26 protein-coding genes are annotated in these 19,344 nt (G+C 56.0%); 17 read left to right on the top strand and 9 right to left on the bottom strand.

Annotated elements, in window-relative coordinates; genetic code table 11:
• Window positions 1-4: 4 nt before the first annotated feature.
• The 3 genes from IEI95_RS21500 (at window position 5) to IEI95_RS21510 (ending at window position 1,788) form a co-directional block, all read left to right on the top strand.
• Window positions 5-358: a YkgJ family cysteine cluster protein gene (locus IEI95_RS21500; RefSeq protein ID WP_194416986.1), complete on the top strand. Its 354-nt coding sequence runs from the start codon at window positions 5-7 to the stop codon at window positions 356-358.
• Window positions 359-620: 262 nt separating this feature from the next.
• Window positions 621-1,223 (top strand): superoxide dismutase, encoded by a 603-nt coding sequence (locus IEI95_RS21505; protein ID WP_015915312.1) that lies wholly within the window; start codon window positions 621-623, stop codon window positions 1,221-1,223.
• Between the two features lie 94 nt (window positions 1,224-1,317).
• On the top strand, window positions 1,318-1,788 hold the full coding sequence (locus IEI95_RS21510) for a GNAT family N-acetyltransferase (protein WP_194416987.1): 471 nt from the start codon (window positions 1,318-1,320) through the stop codon (window positions 1,786-1,788).
• On the opposite strand, the gene IEI95_RS21515 is transcribed toward IEI95_RS21510, so the two are convergent.
• Window positions 1,775-2,218 carry a winged helix-turn-helix transcriptional regulator gene (locus tag IEI95_RS21515; RefSeq protein ID WP_420359898.1) on the bottom strand — a complete coding sequence of 148 codons (444 nt, stop codon included), beginning with the start codon at window positions 2,216-2,218 and terminating at the stop codon, window positions 1,775-1,777. The two genes, IEI95_RS21510 and IEI95_RS21515, sit on opposite strands and share 14 nt — an antisense overlap.
• Before the next feature lie 82 nt (window positions 2,219-2,300).
• Between IEI95_RS21515 and IEI95_RS21520 the strand changes: the two genes are divergently transcribed.
• A complete protein-coding gene (locus tag IEI95_RS21520; RefSeq protein ID WP_194417338.1) occupies window positions 2,301-2,915 on the top strand; it encodes an FMN-dependent NADH-azoreductase in 615 nt (204 codons plus the stop codon).
• A 72-nt stretch (window positions 2,916-2,987) separates the two neighbouring features.
• On the opposite strand, the gene IEI95_RS21525 is transcribed toward IEI95_RS21520, so the two are convergent.
• Window positions 2,988-3,488, bottom strand: coding sequence for a GNAT family N-acetyltransferase (locus tag IEI95_RS21525; RefSeq protein WP_194416988.1), 501 nt, complete (start codon window positions 3,486-3,488; stop codon window positions 2,988-2,990).
• Window positions 3,489-3,618: 130 nt separating this feature from the next.
• Between IEI95_RS21525 and IEI95_RS21530 the strand changes: the two genes are divergently transcribed.
• Window positions 3,619-4,464, top strand: coding sequence for a metallophosphoesterase (locus tag IEI95_RS21530; RefSeq protein WP_194416989.1), 846 nt, complete (start codon window positions 3,619-3,621; stop codon window positions 4,462-4,464).
• Between the two features lie 49 nt (window positions 4,465-4,513).
• On the opposite strand, the gene IEI95_RS21535 is transcribed toward IEI95_RS21530, so the two are convergent.
• Entirely contained in the window at window positions 4,514-4,678 is a 165-nt protein-coding gene (locus IEI95_RS21535) for a hypothetical protein (protein WP_194417393.1), read from the bottom strand.
• On the opposite strand from IEI95_RS21535, the gene IEI95_RS21540 reads away from it, so the two are divergent.
• Both IEI95_RS21540 and IEI95_RS21545 read left to right on the top strand, forming a co-directional pair.
• Window positions 4,668-5,099 (top strand): c-type cytochrome, encoded by a 432-nt coding sequence (locus tag IEI95_RS21540; RefSeq protein ID WP_234934248.1) that lies wholly within the window; start codon window positions 4,668-4,670, stop codon window positions 5,097-5,099. The two genes, IEI95_RS21535 and IEI95_RS21540, sit on opposite strands and share 11 nt — an antisense overlap.
• Window positions 5,100-5,169: 70 nt before the next feature.
• Window positions 5,170-6,084 carry a cytochrome c gene (locus tag IEI95_RS21545; RefSeq protein WP_156537727.1) on the top strand — a complete coding sequence of 305 codons (915 nt, stop codon included), beginning with the start codon at window positions 5,170-5,172 and terminating at the stop codon, window positions 6,082-6,084.
• A 39-nt stretch (window positions 6,085-6,123) separates the two neighbouring features.
• Here IEI95_RS21545 and IEI95_RS21550 read toward each other — a convergent pair whose 3' ends face one another.
• The 4 genes from IEI95_RS21550 to IEI95_RS21565 all read right to left on the bottom strand — a co-directional run bounded on the left by IEI95_RS21550 (window position 6,124) and on the right by IEI95_RS21565 (window position 8,317).
• Window positions 6,124-6,561 (bottom strand): NUDIX domain-containing protein, encoded by a 438-nt coding sequence (locus IEI95_RS21550; RefSeq protein ID WP_070150296.1) that lies wholly within the window; start codon window positions 6,559-6,561, stop codon window positions 6,124-6,126.
• A gap of 233 nt (window positions 6,562-6,794) precedes the next feature.
• Window positions 6,795-7,067, bottom strand: a complete 273-nt coding sequence (locus IEI95_RS21555; RefSeq protein WP_234889242.1) for a hypothetical protein — start codon at window positions 7,065-7,067, stop codon at window positions 6,795-6,797.
• 163 nt (window positions 7,068-7,230) lie between these two features.
• Window positions 7,231-7,797 carry a type 1 glutamine amidotransferase family protein gene (locus tag IEI95_RS21560; RefSeq protein ID WP_156537726.1) on the bottom strand — a complete coding sequence of 189 codons (567 nt, stop codon included), beginning with the start codon at window positions 7,795-7,797 and terminating at the stop codon, window positions 7,231-7,233.
• A 31-nt stretch (window positions 7,798-7,828) separates the two neighbouring features.
• Complete coding sequence (locus IEI95_RS21565; protein ID WP_156537725.1) at window positions 7,829-8,317, bottom strand: GNAT family N-acetyltransferase; 489 nt, start codon at window positions 8,315-8,317, stop codon at window positions 7,829-7,831.
• Window positions 8,318-8,759: 442 nt separating this feature from the next.
• Between IEI95_RS21565 and IEI95_RS29650 the strand changes: the two genes are divergently transcribed.
• Genes IEI95_RS29650 through IEI95_RS21575 form a run of 3 tightly spaced genes read left to right on the top strand, consistent with a single transcriptional unit; the run spans window position 8,760 to window position 11,146 of the window.
• On the top strand, window positions 8,760-9,125 hold the full coding sequence (locus IEI95_RS29650; protein WP_273545180.1) for an SDR family oxidoreductase: 366 nt from the start codon (window positions 8,760-8,762) through the stop codon (window positions 9,123-9,125).
• Window positions 9,031-9,909: an SDR family oxidoreductase gene (locus IEI95_RS21570; RefSeq protein ID WP_273545181.1), complete on the top strand. Its 879-nt coding sequence runs from the start codon at window positions 9,031-9,033 to the stop codon at window positions 9,907-9,909. Before IEI95_RS29650 ends, IEI95_RS21570 begins: the two co-directional genes overlap by 95 nt.
• A gap of 49 nt (window positions 9,910-9,958) precedes the next feature.
• The gene (locus tag IEI95_RS21575) at window positions 9,959-11,146 is read left to right on the top strand and encodes an MFS transporter (protein WP_156533920.1); all 1,188 of its coding nucleotides are present in this window, start codon (window positions 9,959-9,961) and stop codon (window positions 11,144-11,146) included.
• A gap of 20 nt (window positions 11,147-11,166) precedes the next feature.
• Here IEI95_RS21575 and IEI95_RS21580 read toward each other — a convergent pair whose 3' ends face one another.
• Entirely contained in the window at window positions 11,167-12,081 is a 915-nt protein-coding gene (locus IEI95_RS21580; protein ID WP_156533922.1) for a LysR family transcriptional regulator, read from the bottom strand.
• Window positions 12,082-12,234: 153 nt separating this feature from the next.
• Window positions 12,235-13,038 carry a class I SAM-dependent methyltransferase gene (locus IEI95_RS21585; protein ID WP_194416992.1) on the bottom strand — a complete coding sequence of 268 codons (804 nt, stop codon included), beginning with the start codon at window positions 13,036-13,038 and terminating at the stop codon, window positions 12,235-12,237.
• 189 nt (window positions 13,039-13,227) lie between these two features.
• On the opposite strand from IEI95_RS21585, the gene IEI95_RS21590 reads away from it, so the two are divergent.
• The 7 genes from IEI95_RS21590 (at window position 13,228) to IEI95_RS21620 (ending at window position 19,339) form a co-directional block, all read left to right on the top strand.
• Entirely contained in the window at window positions 13,228-14,367 is a 1,140-nt protein-coding gene (locus tag IEI95_RS21590) for an ABC transporter substrate-binding protein (RefSeq protein ID WP_194416993.1), read from the top strand.
• 62 nt (window positions 14,368-14,429) lie between these two features.
• On the top strand, window positions 14,430-15,581 hold the full coding sequence (locus IEI95_RS21595) for an ABC transporter substrate-binding protein (protein WP_194416994.1): 1,152 nt from the start codon (window positions 14,430-14,432) through the stop codon (window positions 15,579-15,581).
• On the top strand, window positions 15,581-16,660 hold the full coding sequence (locus tag IEI95_RS21600; RefSeq protein WP_194416995.1) for a FecCD family ABC transporter permease: 1,080 nt from the start codon (window positions 15,581-15,583) through the stop codon (window positions 16,658-16,660). Before IEI95_RS21595 ends, IEI95_RS21600 begins: the two co-directional genes overlap by 1 nt.
• Complete coding sequence (locus IEI95_RS21605) at window positions 16,654-17,409, top strand: ABC transporter ATP-binding protein (RefSeq protein ID WP_071202797.1); 756 nt, start codon at window positions 16,654-16,656, stop codon at window positions 17,407-17,409. The genes IEI95_RS21600 and IEI95_RS21605 overlap by 7 nt, the downstream gene beginning before the upstream one ends.
• An 88-nt stretch (window positions 17,410-17,497) precedes the next feature.
• A complete protein-coding gene (locus tag IEI95_RS21610; protein ID WP_194417340.1) occupies window positions 17,498-18,553 on the top strand; it encodes a type I restriction endonuclease in 1,056 nt (351 codons plus the stop codon).
• A 130-nt stretch (window positions 18,554-18,683) separates the two neighbouring features.
• Window positions 18,684-18,932 (top strand): hypothetical protein, encoded by a 249-nt coding sequence (locus tag IEI95_RS21615; protein ID WP_156537720.1) that lies wholly within the window; start codon window positions 18,684-18,686, stop codon window positions 18,930-18,932.
• Between the two features lie 113 nt (window positions 18,933-19,045).
• Window positions 19,046-19,339 (top strand): hypothetical protein, encoded by a 294-nt coding sequence (locus tag IEI95_RS21620; protein WP_234891928.1) that lies wholly within the window; start codon window positions 19,046-19,048, stop codon window positions 19,337-19,339.
• The last annotated feature ends 5 nt before the right edge of the window (window positions 19,340-19,344 follow it).

Consider the following 19,344-nt stretch of genomic DNA (forward strand, 5'->3'; position numbering starts at 1 on the left):
AATCATGCTGGAAACCTCACCGCCCGAAATTTTCGATTGCCAGACCTGCGGCGCCTGTTGCGCCTATCAGGCGGATTGGCCGCGCTTTTCATTGGAAAGCGACGAGCAACTGGCGAAAATCCCTGAGACATTCGTGGCCGCAGATCTGAGCGGCATGAAATTCGAGGTCGATGCGGCTGGCAAAGGCCGCTGCGCGGCGCTGACCGGCGACCTTGGCAAGCATGTCGGCTGCGGGGTTTACGAGGTCCGACCCCAGGTCTGTCGTGATTGCATGCCCGGCGATCCCGAATGCAAGATTGCCCGTAAAGCGCTCGGCTTCCCCGTCGACGACCTGCCCGACCCGGACGTCTATGACTGATAACAGGCTTCGCCTGTTTGCTTTATTGTGTTGCGATAGGGTTTGAAGCTGGTGCCGTTCAGTCGATAAAGGGCAAGAATCGAGGCTCTCGGGGAAGCTCCGGACAACACTGGAACATTATACCATCCAAGGGATTAACCGAGGAAGGAAACTTCCCTAGGGGGAGCGAATTTACCATTTCGCAGGTTGCCTCTTGTGTCCCGCAATCCTATGGTCCGCTCGCTCACGATTTCCATACTCGATGCCAAGAGGAGATTTTATCATGGCTTTCGAACTTCCCGCACTTCCCTACGCTTACGATGCACTCGGCCCATTCATGTCGGCCGAAACGCTGGAATTCCACCACGACAAGCATCATCAGGCCTATGTCACCAACGGCAATAATCTGCTGAAGGATTCGGGTCTTGAAGGGCTTTCGCTGGAGGAAGTCGTCAAGCAGTCCTATGGCAAGAATGCCGGCCTGTTCAACAATGCCGGCCAGCACTACAACCACGTGCATTTCTGGAACTGGTTGAAGAAAGACGGCGGCGGCACCAAGCTGCCTGGCAAGCTGGAAGCAGCGATTGCCTCCGATCTCGGTGGCTATGACAAGTTCAAGGCCGATTTCATTGCCGCTGGCACCACCCAGTTCGGCTCCGGCTGGGCCTGGCTCTCCGTCAAGGACGGCAAGCTGGAAATTTCCAAGACCCCGAATGGCGAAAACCCGCTGATCCATGGCGCATCGCCCATCCTCGGCGTCGATGTCTGGGAACATTCCTACTATATCGACTACCGCAACGCCCGCCCGAAATATCTGGAAGCCTTCGTGGATAGCCTGATCAACTGGGATTACGTGGCCGAGCTTTACGAAGCCGCTACCAAGTAATCGGTAATAACAGACTACAGACGACAATAAGGCCCGGCGGCTTGATGCGCCGGGCCTTTTTCATTGAGCAGCCCCTCAAGCCGTGCAGGAAAAAATGATTGAATTCACAGGGATGTCCGAGGAGGACTACAGTCACTACCTCAATTATTTCATTGCGGATTACGCTGCCGAAATCGCTCTCAATTATAACGTCGCCGAGGGCGAAGCCTTAAAACGGGCAGAACACGAGATCGCTAAAAGCCTGCCGCACGGCCCGAAAACTTCGGGTCATGCATTGCTTAACATTGTTGACAAACAGCAGCAGGCGATCGGCTATCTCTGGTATCGCTTCGACGAGACGGCGAAATCCGTATTCATCCTCGATTTCTATCTTTTCCCGACCCATCGCGGCAAAGGCCAGGGCAAACAAGCCCTTGCTGCCCTGGAAACCCTGTTGGCGGAGGAAGGATACCTCGAAATCAAGCTGCGGGTCGCTGCCGACAACGACCGCGCCCGGCATATCTATGAATATGGTGGCTTTCGTGTCACCGGCGTCAACATGGCAAAGCAGATCAGGGCTTCCTGATGCCTTGCTTCTTCGCCGCCTTGTCGAAACTGTCGCGGGCCTTGGCAATACAAGCATAATTGTCGAAGGCCCAGTGGCCAAGCGCCTCGATCGGCTGGCGCAGCGACTGGCCGAGATCGGTCAATTCGTAATCCACCCGGGGCGGAATGGTGGGAAACACGGTGCGCTTCACCAGCCCATCGCGCTCCAGTCCGCGCAGGGTCAATGTCAGCATGCGCTGGGAAATGCTGCCGATCCGCCGCTTCAACTCGTTAAAGCGTTGCGGGCCGCCAGCCAGCATCATGACGATCAGCACGCTCCATTTGTCGCCGATGCGGGTCAGGACGCTGTTGACCGCCTCGCAGCTGCTGCGCTGGTTGACGGCCGCCATGGAAACCTCCGGCGCGGCTGTCGGTTCGGATGTGGTTACATTGATGTGCCCGAGTTCCAAGTCTGTGCCTCCTTGCGCCCGATTGGCAGTTACCATAAGTGTGTCGGTATTGATTTTATACCACAAGGAAAGGTCGATGACCATGAAACTTCTGCATCTCGATTCCAGCGTGCTTGGCCCCTATTCTGTCAGCCGCGACCTGTCGGCGTCGATTGTGAAGACCCTCAGCGAAAAGACCCCAGGCCTGGACGTGACCTACCGCGATCTGGCCGCCAATCCGCTTCCGCATCTGTCCGGCCTGACGCTGGCGGCTGCCATGGGCAATTACGATGCAAGCAATGACGAAGCCACCAAGGCCGATCTGGCGCTGGGCGGCGAGGTGCTGGAACAGTTCCTCACCTCCGACGTCGTCGTCATTGGCGTTGGCTTCTACAATTTCGGCATTCCGAGCCAGCTCAAGGCCTGGATCGACCGTATCAGCGTTGCCGGCAAGACCTTCAAATACGGCGCTGCCGGTCCTGAAGGTCTGTGCGGCGGCAAGCGGGTGATCGTTGCCATCTCGCGCGGCGGCATCTACAGCCAGGGCCCTGCGGCTCCGCTTGAACATGCCGAAACCTACCTGAAGGGCGTCTTCAGCTTCCTCGGCATCACCGATCTGGACTTCGTGATCGCCGAAGGCGTCAACATGGGCGAAGAAGCCAAGGCCGCTGCCGTCAAGGGCGCCAAGGATTCGATCGCGACCCTGAAGGCCGCTTGATCCGCTTGACATAAAGTCAAATGAAAGGCGCAGCGGCATCCCCGCTGCGCCTTTGTTTTATGGTGCCACGCTTTATCCTGACACCTTGGCCCAGCGCTCATGATCGCGCCATTCTCCACCGATTTTCAGATAGCGCCTGGAAAAACCTTCCTTCTCAAAGCCGCACCGCGCGACAAGCGCAATCGAGCGCAGGTTTTCCGGCTGGATATTGGCCTCGATCCGATTCAGGCCCACCTCCGTGAAGGCATGGGCAATAACCGCGTTCAGCGCGTCCGTCATCAATCCGCGCCCGCCAAAGGCAGCCATGCCGTAATAACCGAGATAGCAGCTTCTGAAATTGCCCAGCACGATCTGACTCAGGGTAAAGACCCCGACCACACCGTGACTGTCTGACTCTCGGGCAATCAGGCCGATCATCGCGCTGCTGATCGTCTGGCTGAGATAGGCTTCGAAACCATCGAGATCGGTGAAGGGCGCCGCCCAGGGCGCATGGTAATCGCGGCTGGCCAGATTGGCCGCCACCAGATCCGGGCCGTCGGCACGGCAGATGCGGGAGACTATGATCGATGACATAAGAGCACTCCAATGAAAGTGCGCCGATGTATTCTCCCGTCATCCACAGCGCAAGTCTGTTGCCGTCACGCTGCTGTTATAGCCGGGGCCTATGTCCACGGCGGATGCAACCGACCGTGACGCGCACATCATGCCCCAACTCCGCCTCGGGCTTATCGCCGATCCGCAATATGCCGATCTGCCGCCCAACCTGACCGCCAACCGCTATTATGCCCTAAGCCTCGCCAAGATACAGGCGGCCATCGACATGTTCAACGAACAGACGCTGGATGCCGTGCTGCTGCTGGGCGACCTGATCGACCGGGATTTCCGCAATTTCGCCCCGGCTTTGAAAACGCTGGAAGGCCTGCGCCATCCGCTGATTGCCCTGCCCGGCAATCACGATTTCGCGGTCTCCGACGCTCAAAAACCGATGGTGCGCGACGCGCTGGGCATGCCCGCCCCGTACTTCGACCGGGTGATCAACGGTATCAGGCTGATTTTCATCGATGGCTGTGAAATCTCCACTTTCTCGGTGGCGCGCGACGATCCTGCCAGGGAAGTGGCGGTGCGCCAGCTCCTCGCGCTGAAGGCAAAAGATGCTGCCAATGCCCAGGACTGGAACGCCGCCATCAGCCAGCCGCAGATCGACTGGCTGGAAAGCCGCCTGACGCTAGCGCATGCCGCAGGGGAAAAGGCAATCGTCTTCGGCCATTATCCGCTCCATCCCTTCACCGACCATGCCCTGTGGAATGCACAGGAGGTGGCTGACGTGATTGCCGCAGCACCCGCTGCCATCGCCTATATCAACGGGCATGACCACCGTGGCGGCTATGGCTTGATCGACGATACCCATTTCATCACTCTGAAAGGCATGGTGGATGGCGAAGAGGACACCGCCTTTTCGATTCTGACCCTTGAGACAGACGCGCTTGGGCTTCAAGGCTTTGGCCGCGAGGAAGACAGGCTCTTGCCGCTCAGGCGGCACGGCGCTTGAAAATGTCACTGATATGATTGTTATATCAGATATTTAACCATCGAAAACATCACTCTCTTGTGACTTTATTTGCTATTTGATTTACCATCAAAATGCGGTGACCGAAATTGAAGAGAATATCACGTGTGAAAAACGCCGCAGGTTCGGCCATCAACAGGAGAATGACGATGATATCAGGGCTTGGCATGAGGAAGCTTGTAACCATGGCCGCCATTGGCCTCTGTCTTGGCGCCGGCCTCAGCAGCGCGGTCAGCGCCGCTGATGAGCCGCAGGTGGTGCGCGCCGGAATGATGAAGAAAGTCGGCGGTGCTATGGGCCAGCTGGCCGCTATCGCCAAGGGCGAAAAGCCCTATGACGCAGCCGTGGTCAAGGCTTCGCTGACCACGATGGAGGAGGTTGCCAAGGCCTTCCCGGAACAGTTCCCCAAGGGCTCCGAGACCGGCCTCAACACGGAAGCCAGCCCGAAGATCTGGGAAGACCCGGCCACGTTCAAGACCAAGGCCAAGGCGCTTGAAACCGCCGCCGCAACGCAGCTCGCCACCCTGCCCGCTGATCAGGCTGGCGTTGGCGCAGCGCTGAAAAGCATTGGCGGTACCTGTGGCGATTGCCACCAGACGTTCAGGCTGAAGAAATAATTGCATCCCATGTAGAGACCCGTCCGGGCCACCCGGGCGGGTTTGATATATAAAGAAATTGGGGATGAACATGGCTGGAACGGCAAAATTCGGCATCGCGGCGGCACTCGTCGTGGGTGTAGCATTGGTCGGCACCTATGTGTTTGCCGTGGCACCGCATCGCCAGCCCGCTACCGTCTGGGCCGCAACCACGGCACCCGATCTAGCCAATGGAAAACGGATGTTTTTTGCCGGTGGCTGTTCCAGCTGCCATGCCGCCCCTGGGGCGAGTGGCGATGCGCGCCTGCTGCTGACCGGCGGCGTGGCGCTGAAAACCCAGTTCGGCACCTTTCACGTCCCCAATATTTCGCCGGACCCGAAGGCCGGGATCGGCCAATGGACGCTGGCCGAATTTGGCGATGCCGTCACCCGTGGCATCGGCCCTTCCGGCGAAAACCTTTATCCCGCCTTTCCCTATACATCCTATGCGCGGATGAAGCCGCAGGATGTAGCCGATCTCTATGGCTATCTGAAAACCCTGCCCGTCAGCAGCAATGTCGCGCCCCCGCATGAGCTGGGCTTTCCCTTCAACCAGCGCATCGCGCTGACCGGCTGGAAACTGCTGTTTCTAAACGATAAACCGCGCGTCATCCTGGCCTCTGCGGATGCGCCAGTCCAGCGCGGCCAATATCTGGTCGAAGGCCCCGGCCATTGCGGCGAATGTCACACCCCTCGCAACGTGATCGGCGGGCTGAAGGTGGATCAATGGCTGGCTGGTGGGCCAAACCCGGAAGGCGAAGGCCGCATCCCCGATATCACCCCCGGCTCAGACAGCATGGGTAAATGGTCAAAAGACGAAATCGCCAGCTATCTGGAAACCGGCTTCACCCCCGATTTCGACAGCGTCGGCGGCTCGATGGTCGAAGTCCAGAAAAACCTCGCCGAACTGCCAGCCGAAGACCGCGCAGCGATTGCCGCCTATCTCAAGGCCATTCCAGCGAAGTGAGATTCGTTTGGAAATGTGATTTCCGCTAAGCTGCACTATCTACGAGAACAGAGCCGGAAGAGGATAAGGCAACGCGAGGGACGGCATGTCATCGATGGCAAAATATCGAAGTGATTTTGTCTCAGTATCCGTCCACTTGCCCCCGCCTTCATGCACCCGGCACTTAAACAACGTCACCACATACTCGACTTGATGGCCATTCGGGTAGACGTACCGAAACTCACGTCCACCAAAAACGCCCAGAATGCCGGTTGAGGAGACGACGAGGCCAGTCTCTTCCTTTACCTCCCGGATGACGGCGTCCTGCGGCGTTTCGCCGGGTTCGATTGCGCCAGAAGGGAGGCTCCACCCCTCCCCTGATGCCTTCTCTTGCAAAAGCAACTTGCCGGTATGGTCATGAATGACGCCCGCAACAGAAGGGAGTAAAATTAAGCGGTTTCCGATCAAACCGCGAAGGTCCATAAGATATGATGTCATTGGGCACTCACTTTGATGGGGAACGTTCACTTAAAACACATTCCACACTGGCGAAAAAGGACGAGCCTCCATGGTCCTAACTTAACTATCACCAGCATCAAAACTAGGAAAAACCGTATGATGAACAAAACGGGGCGCGATGTTTTATAGCCGCTCGCACATTTTGTGATCTCTGTTTAATTGCGTGTCGTTATCGGAAAACCGAGATACACTTTTACGCGGCGGCTTTAGCTTTAGTGCTGCGAAACCGGGTTTCTCGACCATTCCTGCAATGTCGTCCTGATCAGAACCAGCGCCGCATGGCGGGCCTGATCGCGCTCGGACGGATCGACGATACCGGCAAGCCGCGCCTCAAATGCCCCTACGGTTTCGCGCACCCAGCGATGCAGGGCGGGGTCGGAATGCCGGTCGAGAAGCGCGCGGATAGCGCTTTCTATCCGCCGGTTTTCCATGGCGAGTGTCTCAGCCCTCGTTTGGTCGGTTTTCTTGAGCATTGCCGAAGTCATGCGATATCGTCACTTTCACCTTCTTCAAGAAGGTCTAATATAGAAGGCCGGGCTTGCCCCAGGCATGCCCGCAGATAAAGAACCTTGAGTGGCAAGCCATCTTCGAGCCTTCCGAAAACAGGCACGTCGTTGCGAAACCACGTCTCACGACGACTGCAAGCGTTCAGGAATGTTCAGCGGCAAAGCCCTGCATTTCCGCTTGAATCTCCGGCGTCCAGAGATCAAGAGCTTTCAGGATCTCCACCGTGAAGGTGAAGGGTGAAGTGCCGGCAGCGGTGATAATGCCACCATCCGAAACCGCCTGCGGCTGATGCATGTAGAGCGCATCTCCGAGATAGGCAGCATAGACCTTATGCGCGGCGAGACCGTTACCGGTATGGGAAACGTCATTGAGGACGCCAGTGCCAGCCAGCGCACTCGCCGCGGCACAGATTCCGGCAATCAGCGTGTTGCTGGCGCGAAACCCATCCACCAGACCGGAAAGATCCGGCGCATTGCCCTTTTCCCAACTCATGCCGCCCGGAATGATCAGCGCATCGAAGGCTTTGGTGTCCAGCGCGGCATAGGCGCAATCCGGTGTTACCTTCACGCCGCCCATGGATGTGACCGGCTCGCCCTGCGGCGACGCATAAACGATATCCAGGTCGAGAAAACTGCGCGCCACGGCGGTCAACAGAGCGATTTCCCAATCGGCATAATCCTCGGCCAAAGCGATTGCGATGCGGGTCATGATCTCGTCTCCCCTGTCGTCTTCGGCGCCTTCAGGCCAGCGCCTGAATATAGCGCATGCCGGTCACCGGACGGGCGGAGAACTCCATCTGCTCGTAGAAACGATGGGCGGCGAAATTGCCGGTGGCGGCGGACACCGAAAGGTAATCACAGCCGGACTGGCGCGCTACATCACGGGCGCGGTTGATAAGGTGCTGGCCGATGCCATTGCCCCGCTGACCGTCACGCACATAGAGATGCAGCATTTCCATGCCACGCTTGCCTTCATTGGCCCTGTAAAGCGGCATCAGAATGGCGTAGCCGATCAGCTGTTCACCGCCATCGGCCACAAGTGCTGTGATCCACGGCATGGGGCCGAACAGGTCGCGTTTCAGCGTTTGCGGGGTCATGTCCGAGGCATCACCGTGATGGGCGACCAAGGCCGCGATCATCTCGTTCAACTCCGGCAGGTCGCCGGGCTGGGCATTGCGAATGCTGACCATTGCAGGTCTTGGCAGGGTAATGTCGCTATCTTCAGTCATGGCTGCTTCCCTCTTGAAATACCGCCGTCAGGGAAGCTCGTTCAAACAACAAGGCCGCCTGACGGCGGCCTGTTGACATGGTGATCTGTCAGGCCGCCGGCTACCGGTAGGCCCAAAAATACGTGCAGGAAATGGTTGCGCGCGTGTCGATCATGATTGAATAGATCCCTCCTTACAGAGGAAAAGTCAAGTGGTCATTGTGGCTTGCCATCCGGCACAGCCAGCACGCAGCAGCACCGTTTCACCACATGAAGTCGGCGTTCCGATAGAAACCTTATAGTGGTAATTTATAAAAAAACAACTATTGTGCGCATTCCTTCAAACCATTTGCGTGAAAAATTGGAAGCTGTTTTGCAGCGCACGGTTCTTTTGTTGCTCCGCACAATGATGTGACATGCCCTCAACCTTGGAGTTCAGGTCTCTCAATATAAAGGGCATTGATATGAGCGAAAAGAAAAACGTTTTTCTTACAGGTGCAACTGGTTTCATAGGCGCATACCTTCTTACCGAAATGCTCAAAAGTTCTCATATCGGGAAAATTTATACTTTGTGCCGCAGGTTCGATCCGCAAAATGATAGGGATAGAATTCTACTTTCATTCAAGAAATTCTCCATAGAGATGGATAGGGCTTATTTATTTACCGATCAGATCCAAGTCGTGGAAGGTGACATAACAATGCCCCGTTTTGGACTGTCTGAACTCCACCTACGAAATGATATGTCAGGAAGCCGATCTTATCCATCATGTCGCCGCGCGGGTGAATCACATTCAGCCTTATCAATTGCTCAAGAAACCCAATGTAGATAGCATGGCAGATGCCATTATCATGGCTTCCCGTGGGAAGCAGAAAATCGTGAATTTCGTATCAACGTTAGGCTCCGCAGTTACGCGGGATAGCATTGGTAATTATCTAGAGGACTTTCCAGACAACACAGCCCTAGAATCTGATATGGGATATCTGCTTTCAAAATGGGAAGGAGAAAAACTACAAGCAAAATTCATAGCCGAAGGGGGTAAAACAAACCTGTTTCGCCTCGGTTATATATCCGGACACAGTACGTCTGGAGTTTCTTTATTTGAAAATAACCAGTTTATGCTTTTCGTAAAAAGCTGCATTCAACTCGGCTATGCGCCAGAGCTAGATAGAACAATCAACTTCACACCCGTTGATTACACAGTAAAAATTATGAATGCTCCAAAGTATACTATTGAGGGTGGACACGTTTTAAATCTATTCAATTTTACAGGTTTGATCGAGTGGAAAAATGTCGTTCAGTGGCTAAATGCACGAGGATATGAAATATCGATAATTCCTTTCTATGAATGGCAGAAGTTACTTTTGTCTGATGGTGACAGTAATCCACTTTATCGTCTTCTACCACTTTACGGCAGCGACAACGCTCACGAAAAAATCCTACGTTTTGGACGAGAAATTCACAAATACCGCTACGACAATGTCTGCGCTGCAACGATCGAAAATGATGTCTGGCCCCCCCGACTCAAGTTTGAGTTACTAGATACGTATTTGAGCTACTTGCAGAGTCAGGAATTCTTACCAGCACCAACCATGATGGAATCATGTGCGGCATAGTCGAATTTCCAGTCGGACCAACCCATTGATTACTTTAAGGCCTCTCGCCATGCTTGATTCAAATAGGAATCTCTTTTTTCTGGCAACAATCTGCGCCTTTTGCGTCGCAAATATCTACTACAGTCAGCCTATGTTGGGGCTTATTGCCCAAGAATTTGGCGGAGAGGCAGGCTCAGTCAGTGTCATAGCCACCATCGTCCAACTCTCTTATGCGGCCGGTCTGGTGGTCTTTGTGCCTCTGGGTGATCGGCTCTCGCGGCGCGGTCTACTTGTGGGTCTTATCACGTTAAACGCACTGGGGTCACTTTGCGCCGCATGTTCGACAAGCCTTTTTGCTTTAGGCGTGTCGAACATCGTGATTGGCATGACCTCTGTTGGTGGGCAGATTATTATTCCCGCCGTTTCTCTCTATGCACGCGAAAACCGGCGTGGCCATGCGATGGGCATTGTCACAAGCGGCTTGCTGGCTGGTGTGCTGATTGCCCGTGCGCTGTCGGGCATCATTGGCGAATATGAAGGTTGGCGCGCAATGTATGTCGTCGCAACCGTGATCAATCTGGCGCTCGTGCCTTTCGCTATGACGATCATTCCGAAAAATGTCCCAGACGTCAAAGAGCCCTATGCTACATTCATGAAATCCCTGTGGCATTTGGCCAAGCAGCCGGAGTTGCACCTCCCCGCCCTCAGCGGCGCTTTGATGTTTGGCTCCTTCAGTGCGCTTTGGGGAAGCCTTGCCCTTCTGGCGGGCCAAGCCCCATTTCATTTAAACAGCGCCCAGATCGGGGCATTCGGGTTTGCTGGGTTGATCGGAACCCTTTCAGCCCCTTTTATCGGCAAATTAGCGGATAAAATTGGCGCACGCCGCGTTGTTTTATCCGGCGCGAGCCTCAATATGCTGGCGTTCATGTTGATTGCTTTCACCACGCATCAACTGTTCTTCCTGATCATCGGAATGATTATTCTTGATCTCGGCGGCAGAGCGGGTCTGGTCGGAAACCAAATCCGCGCACTTTCACTGGACCCGCGCGCGCGCAGCCGCCTGAACACCGTTTTCATGTCAATTTATTTCCTTGGCGGCGCTGTGGGGACCAATTTGGGTGCCAGTGTTGGCGCGCACTATGGCTGGTTCGGCATTGCCGGTTTAGGCTTGTTCGCATCTTTCAGCGTGATCGGACTGAACTTCGTCAGTCGCCCCAAGAGCGCGCTCAGCCCAGCCCAGAGGCAGGATCAGCAATGATCCTGTCCTTATAAAACATGTCACTCTACGCCATGCCCAGTTTCAGAAAATTTGCGCAAGTGATCAAGGAGCGCGTCATGAAAAATCTGGAGTCTGGCCGAAGGCTTGGAAGACGCCCGCAACAGAGAGATAGGCTCGTCACCGCGTTTGCTATCGTCGAAAAGCTTCACCAGCCTCCCCGCCGTGATATCTGGCAACGCCACCCAATCCGGCAGATAAGCCAAGCCTAGCCCACCAAGCGCTGCCTGTCGCAACCCATCAAAATCATTGCAGCGAAAGCCTATGAACATGGCCGAATACTGCTGCGGATCAAGCGCTCCATGCCAGCAAATTCCAGCCGGATCATGCAATTTATCGACAATTGCATGCCCAGCAAGCTGGCTCCAGCCTGCTGGTTTTCCAGATCGATCAAGATAGGCGGGGCTTGCGCACACAAGCCAACGCTGAACGCCAATGGTTTTCGCATAAAGCCCGCTGTCGTTCAAAGGACCAATGCGCAAAACGGCATCAAGCCGTTCAATCGACGGATTGGCAATCCTCTCTGTCAAATCCAGCTCCACCGTCATGCGGGGAAAACTCTCACGCAATTTTGGCAACCAAGGCAAAATATGCAACTTGCCAAATGTGGGAAGGCAACTGATACGAAGCGGCCCATCAAGATTGTCTTTGATGGATTTGATCTCGACGCGCATGGCGTTCAGCTCGTTGAGAATAACCTCTGCCCGCGCCACCAGCACTTCGCCAACATCTGTCAGCATCAGCGCCCGTGTGGATCGCACAAAAAGTGCGGCACCAAAATAGTCCTCAAGCATGTCAATCTTACGGGCAATAGAAGAAGGCTTCATGCCTTGACGTCTTGCCACCGCCGAAAATGAACCTGCGCGCACGACATCAACAAAAGTGGAAAGATGGTGTGTGTAATTAACAGTGTCCATTTCTGCAACCTGGAGGCTAAGGCTTGCACCATTGGACGTGATGATACCCTCATGCCCCTGCAGACGACGGGGTGATGCAGATTACAACACGATCTCAACCGAAGGTTATTTAACAAAACAAGGATAAAGACAAGGGTGCAGACGGCCCACTGATCACCGCAGAGCGCAAATCGCATAGCGATGCTGGGTTGCCCGCTCTAGCCCCTTCAAAAATCCGAAATTGGCGCGTTGCGCCCGGTTGATGGCGCGCAAGTCTGTATCAACCGTCACGGAGGAAAAACCTGCCTCTTTCAACAGGGCCACAACGGCATCCGCCCTGGCGCCATCAGAAAAATACACCCGTGAGAGAATGCTCCTGTGGGTTTCCACTAGCGACGATGCCGGGCCGTGATGGGCGACGGTTTTGCCGATGCCAAGGCGTGACGCCAGCTTGGCCAGCAGGCCGGTCAGTTTGGCAAGCGGGCTGGGATTGACGAAATCGCCATCGACGATCAGCAGCTTGCCGCCGGGTTTCAGCACGCGGTGCCATTCCCTAAAGGCTGTGAGCGGATCGACCAGCGTCCAGACCAGATGACGATTGGTAATGGCGTCGTAGCTTGCCTCCGCCTCCATGGTGTTTTCGGCGTCACCGATCAGGAAGCGGATATTGCGGCCACGGGATTTGGCCTTGGCGCGGGCGCGTTCCAGCATCGGTTCAGCCCAATCCATCCCGGTCACTGAAAACCCGAGATCATCCAGCAGATGCGAGACGACGCCGGTGCCTGACGCCAGATCCAGCACCTTGCGACCCTCGCCAGCGCCCAGATGTTTACGGATCAGCGCATGCCAGGCGCCGCGCTCGTTTTCGGAAAAGATCTCGTGGCCCGGCTGGCTGTCGAAGGTTTCGGCGCGGGCCGACCAATAGGCCTTGATCTCGTCTTTCAGGTTGTAATTCTGTTGCATTGCCGTCTGCGTCATGCCCGCGAAACCCCTCAATATCTCTGGAATTCTTCTAAAAGATATTTCTTGACTGTCAAACTCATAAAAACATAAATCCACGGCGAAACACTGTGCAGGTCGAGAACGCGGGGACCGGTGGGGACGCCATCCCGCAATCAGACTTGTGCATAAGACTTGCGCAACAGCATATTATATTTGGAGGCAAACGTGTTCAACGTTCATGGGGTGGCTTGCGCCGCAGCACTTTCGCTCGCACTTTTTTCCAGCGTGGCAAACGCTGGCGAGATGGTGAAGATCAAGGATATTACCGGCCGTGAGGTCGAGGTCAGCGTGCCGGTAGAGCGGGTGATCCTCGGTGAAGGCCGCCAGATCTATTTCACCGCCGCCCTCGATACCGAAACACCGTTCAAGCGCATCGTTGGCTGGCGCGACGATTTTCAGAAGGCCGATCTGGACGGATACAATGCCTATCTGGAAAAATTCCCTGAGATGGCAAAAATCCCGACCTTTGGCGGCATGAAGGATGGCACATTCGATATCGAACAGGCCGTGACGCTGAAGCCTGACGTGATTATCATGAATATCGACGCCAAATCGGCGACCGAGGAAAGCGGTTATATCGAAAAGCTTGCCAAGGTCGGCATTCCCCTCGTTTATGTCGATTTCCGCGAAAAGGCCATGGAAAATACCGACCCGTCGATGCGGCTGATCGGCAAGCTCTATGGCAAGGAAAAGCGCGCCGAAGAGTTCGTTGAGTTCCACGATGCGCAGATCAAGCGCGTCACCGAGACGCTGGCCAACGCGAAAGACCTGAAAAAGCCTGTCGTGTTCATGGAACGCGCCGGTGGCTATAGCGACGATTGCTGCATGTCGTTCGGCAACGAGAATTTCGGCAAGATGGTGCAGCTCGCTGGTGGCGTCAACATGGCCGGAACCATCATTCCCGGCACGTTCGGCACCGTCAATCCAGAGCAGATCATTGCCTCCAACCCCGATCAGGTGATCGTCACAGGTGCCAATTGGGAATTGTATGTCCCCGGCGGCAAATGGGTTGGCGTTGGCCCCGGCGCCGACAAGGCACTGGCCCAAAAGAAGCTGGCTGACCTGATGAAACGCCCTGCCTTTACCGATATCAAGGCGGTGAAGGATGGCAATGTCCACGCCATCTGGCACCAGTTCTACAACAATCCCTATCAGTTCGTCGCCGTGCAGCAGATCGCCAAATGGTTGCATCCCGAGCTGTTTGGAGATCTGGACCCGGAAGCGACTTTCAAGGAACTGCACGAGCGCTTCCTGCCGGTTGCTTACCGTTCCGGCTATTTCGTCTCGCTGAACACGGGTCTCTAATACTTTCAAAGGCTTCCGGCGGCTGGCACTTGCCGCCGGAATTTATATAAAGAGGTTTGTTGATGACTTTCAGAATGATCATGCGGGCGCTCGTCGCCCTTTTGCCGTTTATGGCCGCACCTGCGCTAGCCGCCGAGATTACCGATGTCGCTGGCCGCACGGTGACACTCGACCTGCCTGCAAAGCGGGTTCTGGTCGGCGAGGCCCGGCAGATCCACACCATCGCGGCGCTGGCCGGGCACAAGACCTTCGACACCATTGTCGGCTGGCGCGATGACATGGTGAAAAAGGACCCCGACAGCTACGCCGCTTATGTCGAGCGCTTCCCTGAGATCGCCAAGCTGCCGCAATTCGGCTATCTGCCGCAGGGCGGTTTCAGCTTGGAAGCAGCGATTGCCCTGCATCCCGATGTGATGACGCTTAATCTGGAAGTGTTACAGGCGGCGCGTGAAAGCGGGCTGGAGGAAAAAGCGGCAGCGGCGGGCATTCAGGTCGTCTATGTCGATTTCCGCCTCGATCCTGACAAGAATACCGAGAAATCCATTGAAATCCTCGGCCAGATTTTTGGCGCAGAAGACAAGGCGAAAGAGCTGATCGCCTATCGCCGCCAGCAGATTGCAATTGTCACCGACCGGCTGACCGCTGTGAAGGACCTGAAACGCCCTGCTGTCTTCATGGAACGCGCGCCGGGCAATGATGCAGAAGGCGGCTGCTGCCGCACCTTCGGCCCGGCCAATTTCGGCCAGATGATCGAGATCGCTGGCGGGCATAATATTGCCTCCGACATCATCTCCACCACCTTTGGCGAAATCAGCATCGAACAGCTGATCGCCTCCGATCCGGCCCAGATCATCGTTACCGGCTCCAACTGGCTGGCGGAATCCAAGACCAACCGTTTCGTGCATGTCGGGCGAGGTGCCGATCCCGAAAAGGCCCGCGCCAAGCTGCAAACCCTGATCGAGCGCACCGGCTTCGACGGGCTTGCCGGCGTGCGCAATCGCCAGGTTCATGCCGCGTGGCACCAGTTCTACGGCGTGCCCTATGAATTTGTTCCTATCCAGCAATTCGCCAAATGGTTCCACCCGGAGCTGTTTGCCGATCTTGACCCTGACCGGACCTTCCGGGAATTTCACCAGAAATTCCTGCCAGTCGCCTATAAGCCGGGCTATTTCGTCTCAATGAACCCGTCGGACGACGAAAAAGGATCAAACTGATGACTGTTGCCATTGAGAACGCCGCTGAGGTGCAGGGTGAAGGAAAGGGTCGTAGCCAATACCGCGCGCTGACCGCCCGGCGCGTCACCATTCTCCTGTGCCTGCTGGCGGCTCTAGCCACAAGCGTTGCCGTTGATATGGCGCTTGGCCCGGCCCGCTACACACTATCGCAGGTGCTTTCGGCGATTTTCACCCCCGATAGCGTCACCAACCAGATCCGGGTGGTGATCTGGGATATCCGCATGCCGATTGCGCTGATGGCTGTCACCGTCGGCGCCTGTCTGTCGCTGGCGGGGGCGCAGATGCAGACCATTCTCGCCAATCCGCTGGCAAGCCCGTTTACCCTCGGCATTTCGGCCGCCGCCGGTTTTGGCGCAGCGCTGGCGCTGGTCGGCGGCATTGCCGTGTTTCCGGCGGCCATTGAGTTCATGGTGCCGATCAATGCCTTCCTGATGGCGATGCTCGCCTCGCTGTTCATCTACGGCGTTTCCACCATGCGCGGTGTGACGGTGGAAACCATCGTGTTGCTGGGCATTGCGCTGGTTTTCACCTTCAACGCGCTGTTGTCGCTGCTCGAATATCTGGCCTCGGAACAGGCGCTGGCCGCCGTGGTGTTCTGGACTATGGGCAGCCTGACCAAGGCGACCTGGATGAAGGTTGGTGTGACGCTGGCCGTGCTGGTTATCTCGGTGCCGCTGTTTGCGCGCCGCGCTTGGGCGCTGACGGCGCTGCGGCTGGGCGATGACAAGGCAGCCAGCCTTGGCGTCAATGTCCGGGCGCTCCGGCTGGAAACCATGATGCTGGTCAGCCTGCTGGCTGCCATTCCAGTGTCCTTTGTCGGCACCATCGGCTTTATCGGTCTGGTCGGGCCACATATCGCCCGGATGCTGGTTGGTGAAGACCAGCGGTTCTTCCTGCCCGGCTCGGTCATCTGCGGAGCGCTGCTGCTGTCCGTCACCTCGGTCGTGTCGAAAATGCTGATCCCCGGCGCCATTCTCCCCATCGGGGTGATCACCGCACTGGTCGGCGTTCCGTTCTTCTTCTCACTGATTTTCACCAACAGGAGGCGCGCATGGTAAGCCTGAAGCTCGACCGCGTCGGCGCCCGCTATGGCCGCGCCCAGGTTTTTGAAGACATCAGCACCGATTGGCTGACCGGCGGTGAAATGACCGCGCTGATCGGCCCGAATGCGGCGGGCAAATCCACCCTGTTCAAGCGCATTGCCGGGCTGATTTCCGGCCCCGGCGTGGTTGCCGTGGAAGATGTGCGCGAAGGCTACCGCCCGATCTGTTACATGCCACAGGATACCGGCGCCAATGCGGTGCTGACCGTCTACGAAAGCGTGCTGCTGGCCGCCAAACAGGGCGGCGGCTGGCGGGTGGCCGATGGCGAACTCAACGATATCGACCGGATTCTGGCCGCGCTGCGCATTTCCGATCTCGCCTTCCGCGATCTCGGCGCACTCTCGGGCGGCCAGCGGCAATTGGTGGCGATTGCCCAGGCGCTGGTGCGCAAGCCGGAAGTGCTGCTGATGGACGAGCCGACCTCAGCGCTCGACCTGTTCCGGCAGATCGAAGTGCTGGACTTCATGCGCAAGATCGCCACCCGCGAAGGCATTGCCGTGCTGATCGCGCTGCACGACCTCAACCATGCGCTTCGCTATTGCAGCCGCACCCTCGTCATCGGCGGCGGCAAGCTGATCGCCTCCGGCCCCACCGAAGACGTCATCACCCCCACCCTGCTTCGCGACGTCTACCGCGTCGATGCCCGCATCGAGGCGTGTAGCCAGGGGCGCTTGCAGGTGATTGTGGATGGGGCGTTGGTGTGAGATGTTTATGTAGACACATGGCTGACTTGAGCTATTGACGACGAACGCGCTATGCGCGAACTATGCGACCATAGTTTGCGGGGGCATCATGAGCACAATCGAAGAAAGTTTGAGAGCGATTTCCGAAAGAGTGAAATCGCATTCCAGCAGTATGGCAACCGAAGAAGCCGTGAAGACAGCCGTCGTTCTGCCGTTTTTACGAGCCCTTGGCTATGATGTCTTCGACCCCGGCGAAGTTGTCCCCGAATTCACCGCCGACGCCGTTGGGAAAAAAGGCGAGAAGGTCGATTACGCGATCAATATCGACAATGAAATCCGCATACTGATCGAGTGCAAACCGATCTCGACATTGCTGGAGAAGAAACATCTCGATCAATTATATCGCTACTTCAGCGTTACGAACGCCAAGTTCGCAATTTTGACCAATGGGCGGACGTTTAATTTTTATACAGACCTCGACGCCCCGAACAAATTGGACACTCGACCGTTCCTTGTCTTCGATATCGCCGATTTCAATTCCAGCATTATCGCGGAACTGAAAAAATTCGAGAAAGCCTCTTTCGATGTAACAGCCATTCTCGCAACGGCAGAGAGGCTGAAATATACGTCGGGCATCAAGCAGGTCATCGCAAAGCTCATTGAAGATCCAAGCGAGGACTTCGTTCGGATCGTATCGAGTGGTATCTACGAAGGCCGGATAACGTCCCAGGTCCGGGAGATGCTAACTGGGGTCGTCCGGTCCGCCTTCCGCGAAGTCATTATGGATACGGTAAAGAACAGGTTGTCGAGCGCCCTTGCGGAAACCGAGCAGGTTATCGAGACCATCGATCAAACCGTTGAAGAGGCCCAGGACGTCATCACCACAGACGAAGAACGGGAGGGCTACATGATCGTGAAGGCGATTGCCCGGGAGGTTATCGGCCCCTCAAGAGTGGTTATGCGCGATCAAAAGACCTATTGCGGCATCTTGATCGACAACAACAATCGAAAACCTTTGGCACGCCTTTGGTTCAATCGGTCTGTCAAGTATATAGGCCTTTTTGACGGAGAGCAGGAAGAACGGGTCATCATCAATTCGCTGGATGAGATTTACGAATATAGTGAGCGCCTGCGTGTAACGGCGAAGCGTTACTGCGAAACGTGAGTCTAACTATTCGGCGCCTGCTCAGTAGAGAGACGGTCAAGCATTTGGTGAGGTGCGCGGAGCCAAGCCGCATCCGTTGACAAATTTGCGAAAATTACGTATTTTACGCAATTACTTCAGGAGTTCAACGATGGCCCATCAAGTTCCAGCCAGTGCATTTTCGCGGCAATTCGGCAAGATCCGCGAGGACGTCTACGAAGCCGGCGTGATCGAGGTCACCTCGCACGACCGCGTGGTCGGTGCCTATATCAGCCCGAAGGAGTTGGAGCACTTCAACAGGTTGAAAAGCCAGGAAGTTCGGGTTTTGCACGCGAGCGAAATTGATGACGATCTCCTGGGGGAAATTGAAAACGCACAATATGGCGTGATTTCCAAGTGAATCTGCCGGACCCTGTTCCGGGTCTTGTGATCCGGTTTGGCTACACCTGGCATAAAGACCGCTTCAGAAAAGATAGGCCCTGCGCAATCGTGCTGACGTCCAAGGAGTCAGGTATGGTGACAGTGGTTCCGATCACCCATTCCTATCCAGAAGTCGGAGAAGAAGACCAGTCCATTCTCATCCCAGAGGACATCTGCAAGGCTATCGGATTGGATCAGGAGGCTAATTACGTCCGCGTATCTGAAATCAATCAGTTCACGTGGCCCTCGGATCGGCTGGCTCCCTTGCCGCACGATCAAACCCGTTGCGACTATGGCATGGTTCCGGAGAGCTTCTTTGTTGAGATTCGCAAGAAACTCGCGGAAATCGTCAGAGCGAAGCGGATGAAAGCCCTCAAAGTCGATTGATCCAT

Origin of the sequence: Agrobacterium vitis (assembly GCF_014926405.1) — a bacterium.
GTDB classification, from domain to species: domain Bacteria; phylum Pseudomonadota; class Alphaproteobacteria; order Rhizobiales; family Rhizobiaceae; genus Allorhizobium; species Allorhizobium vitis_H.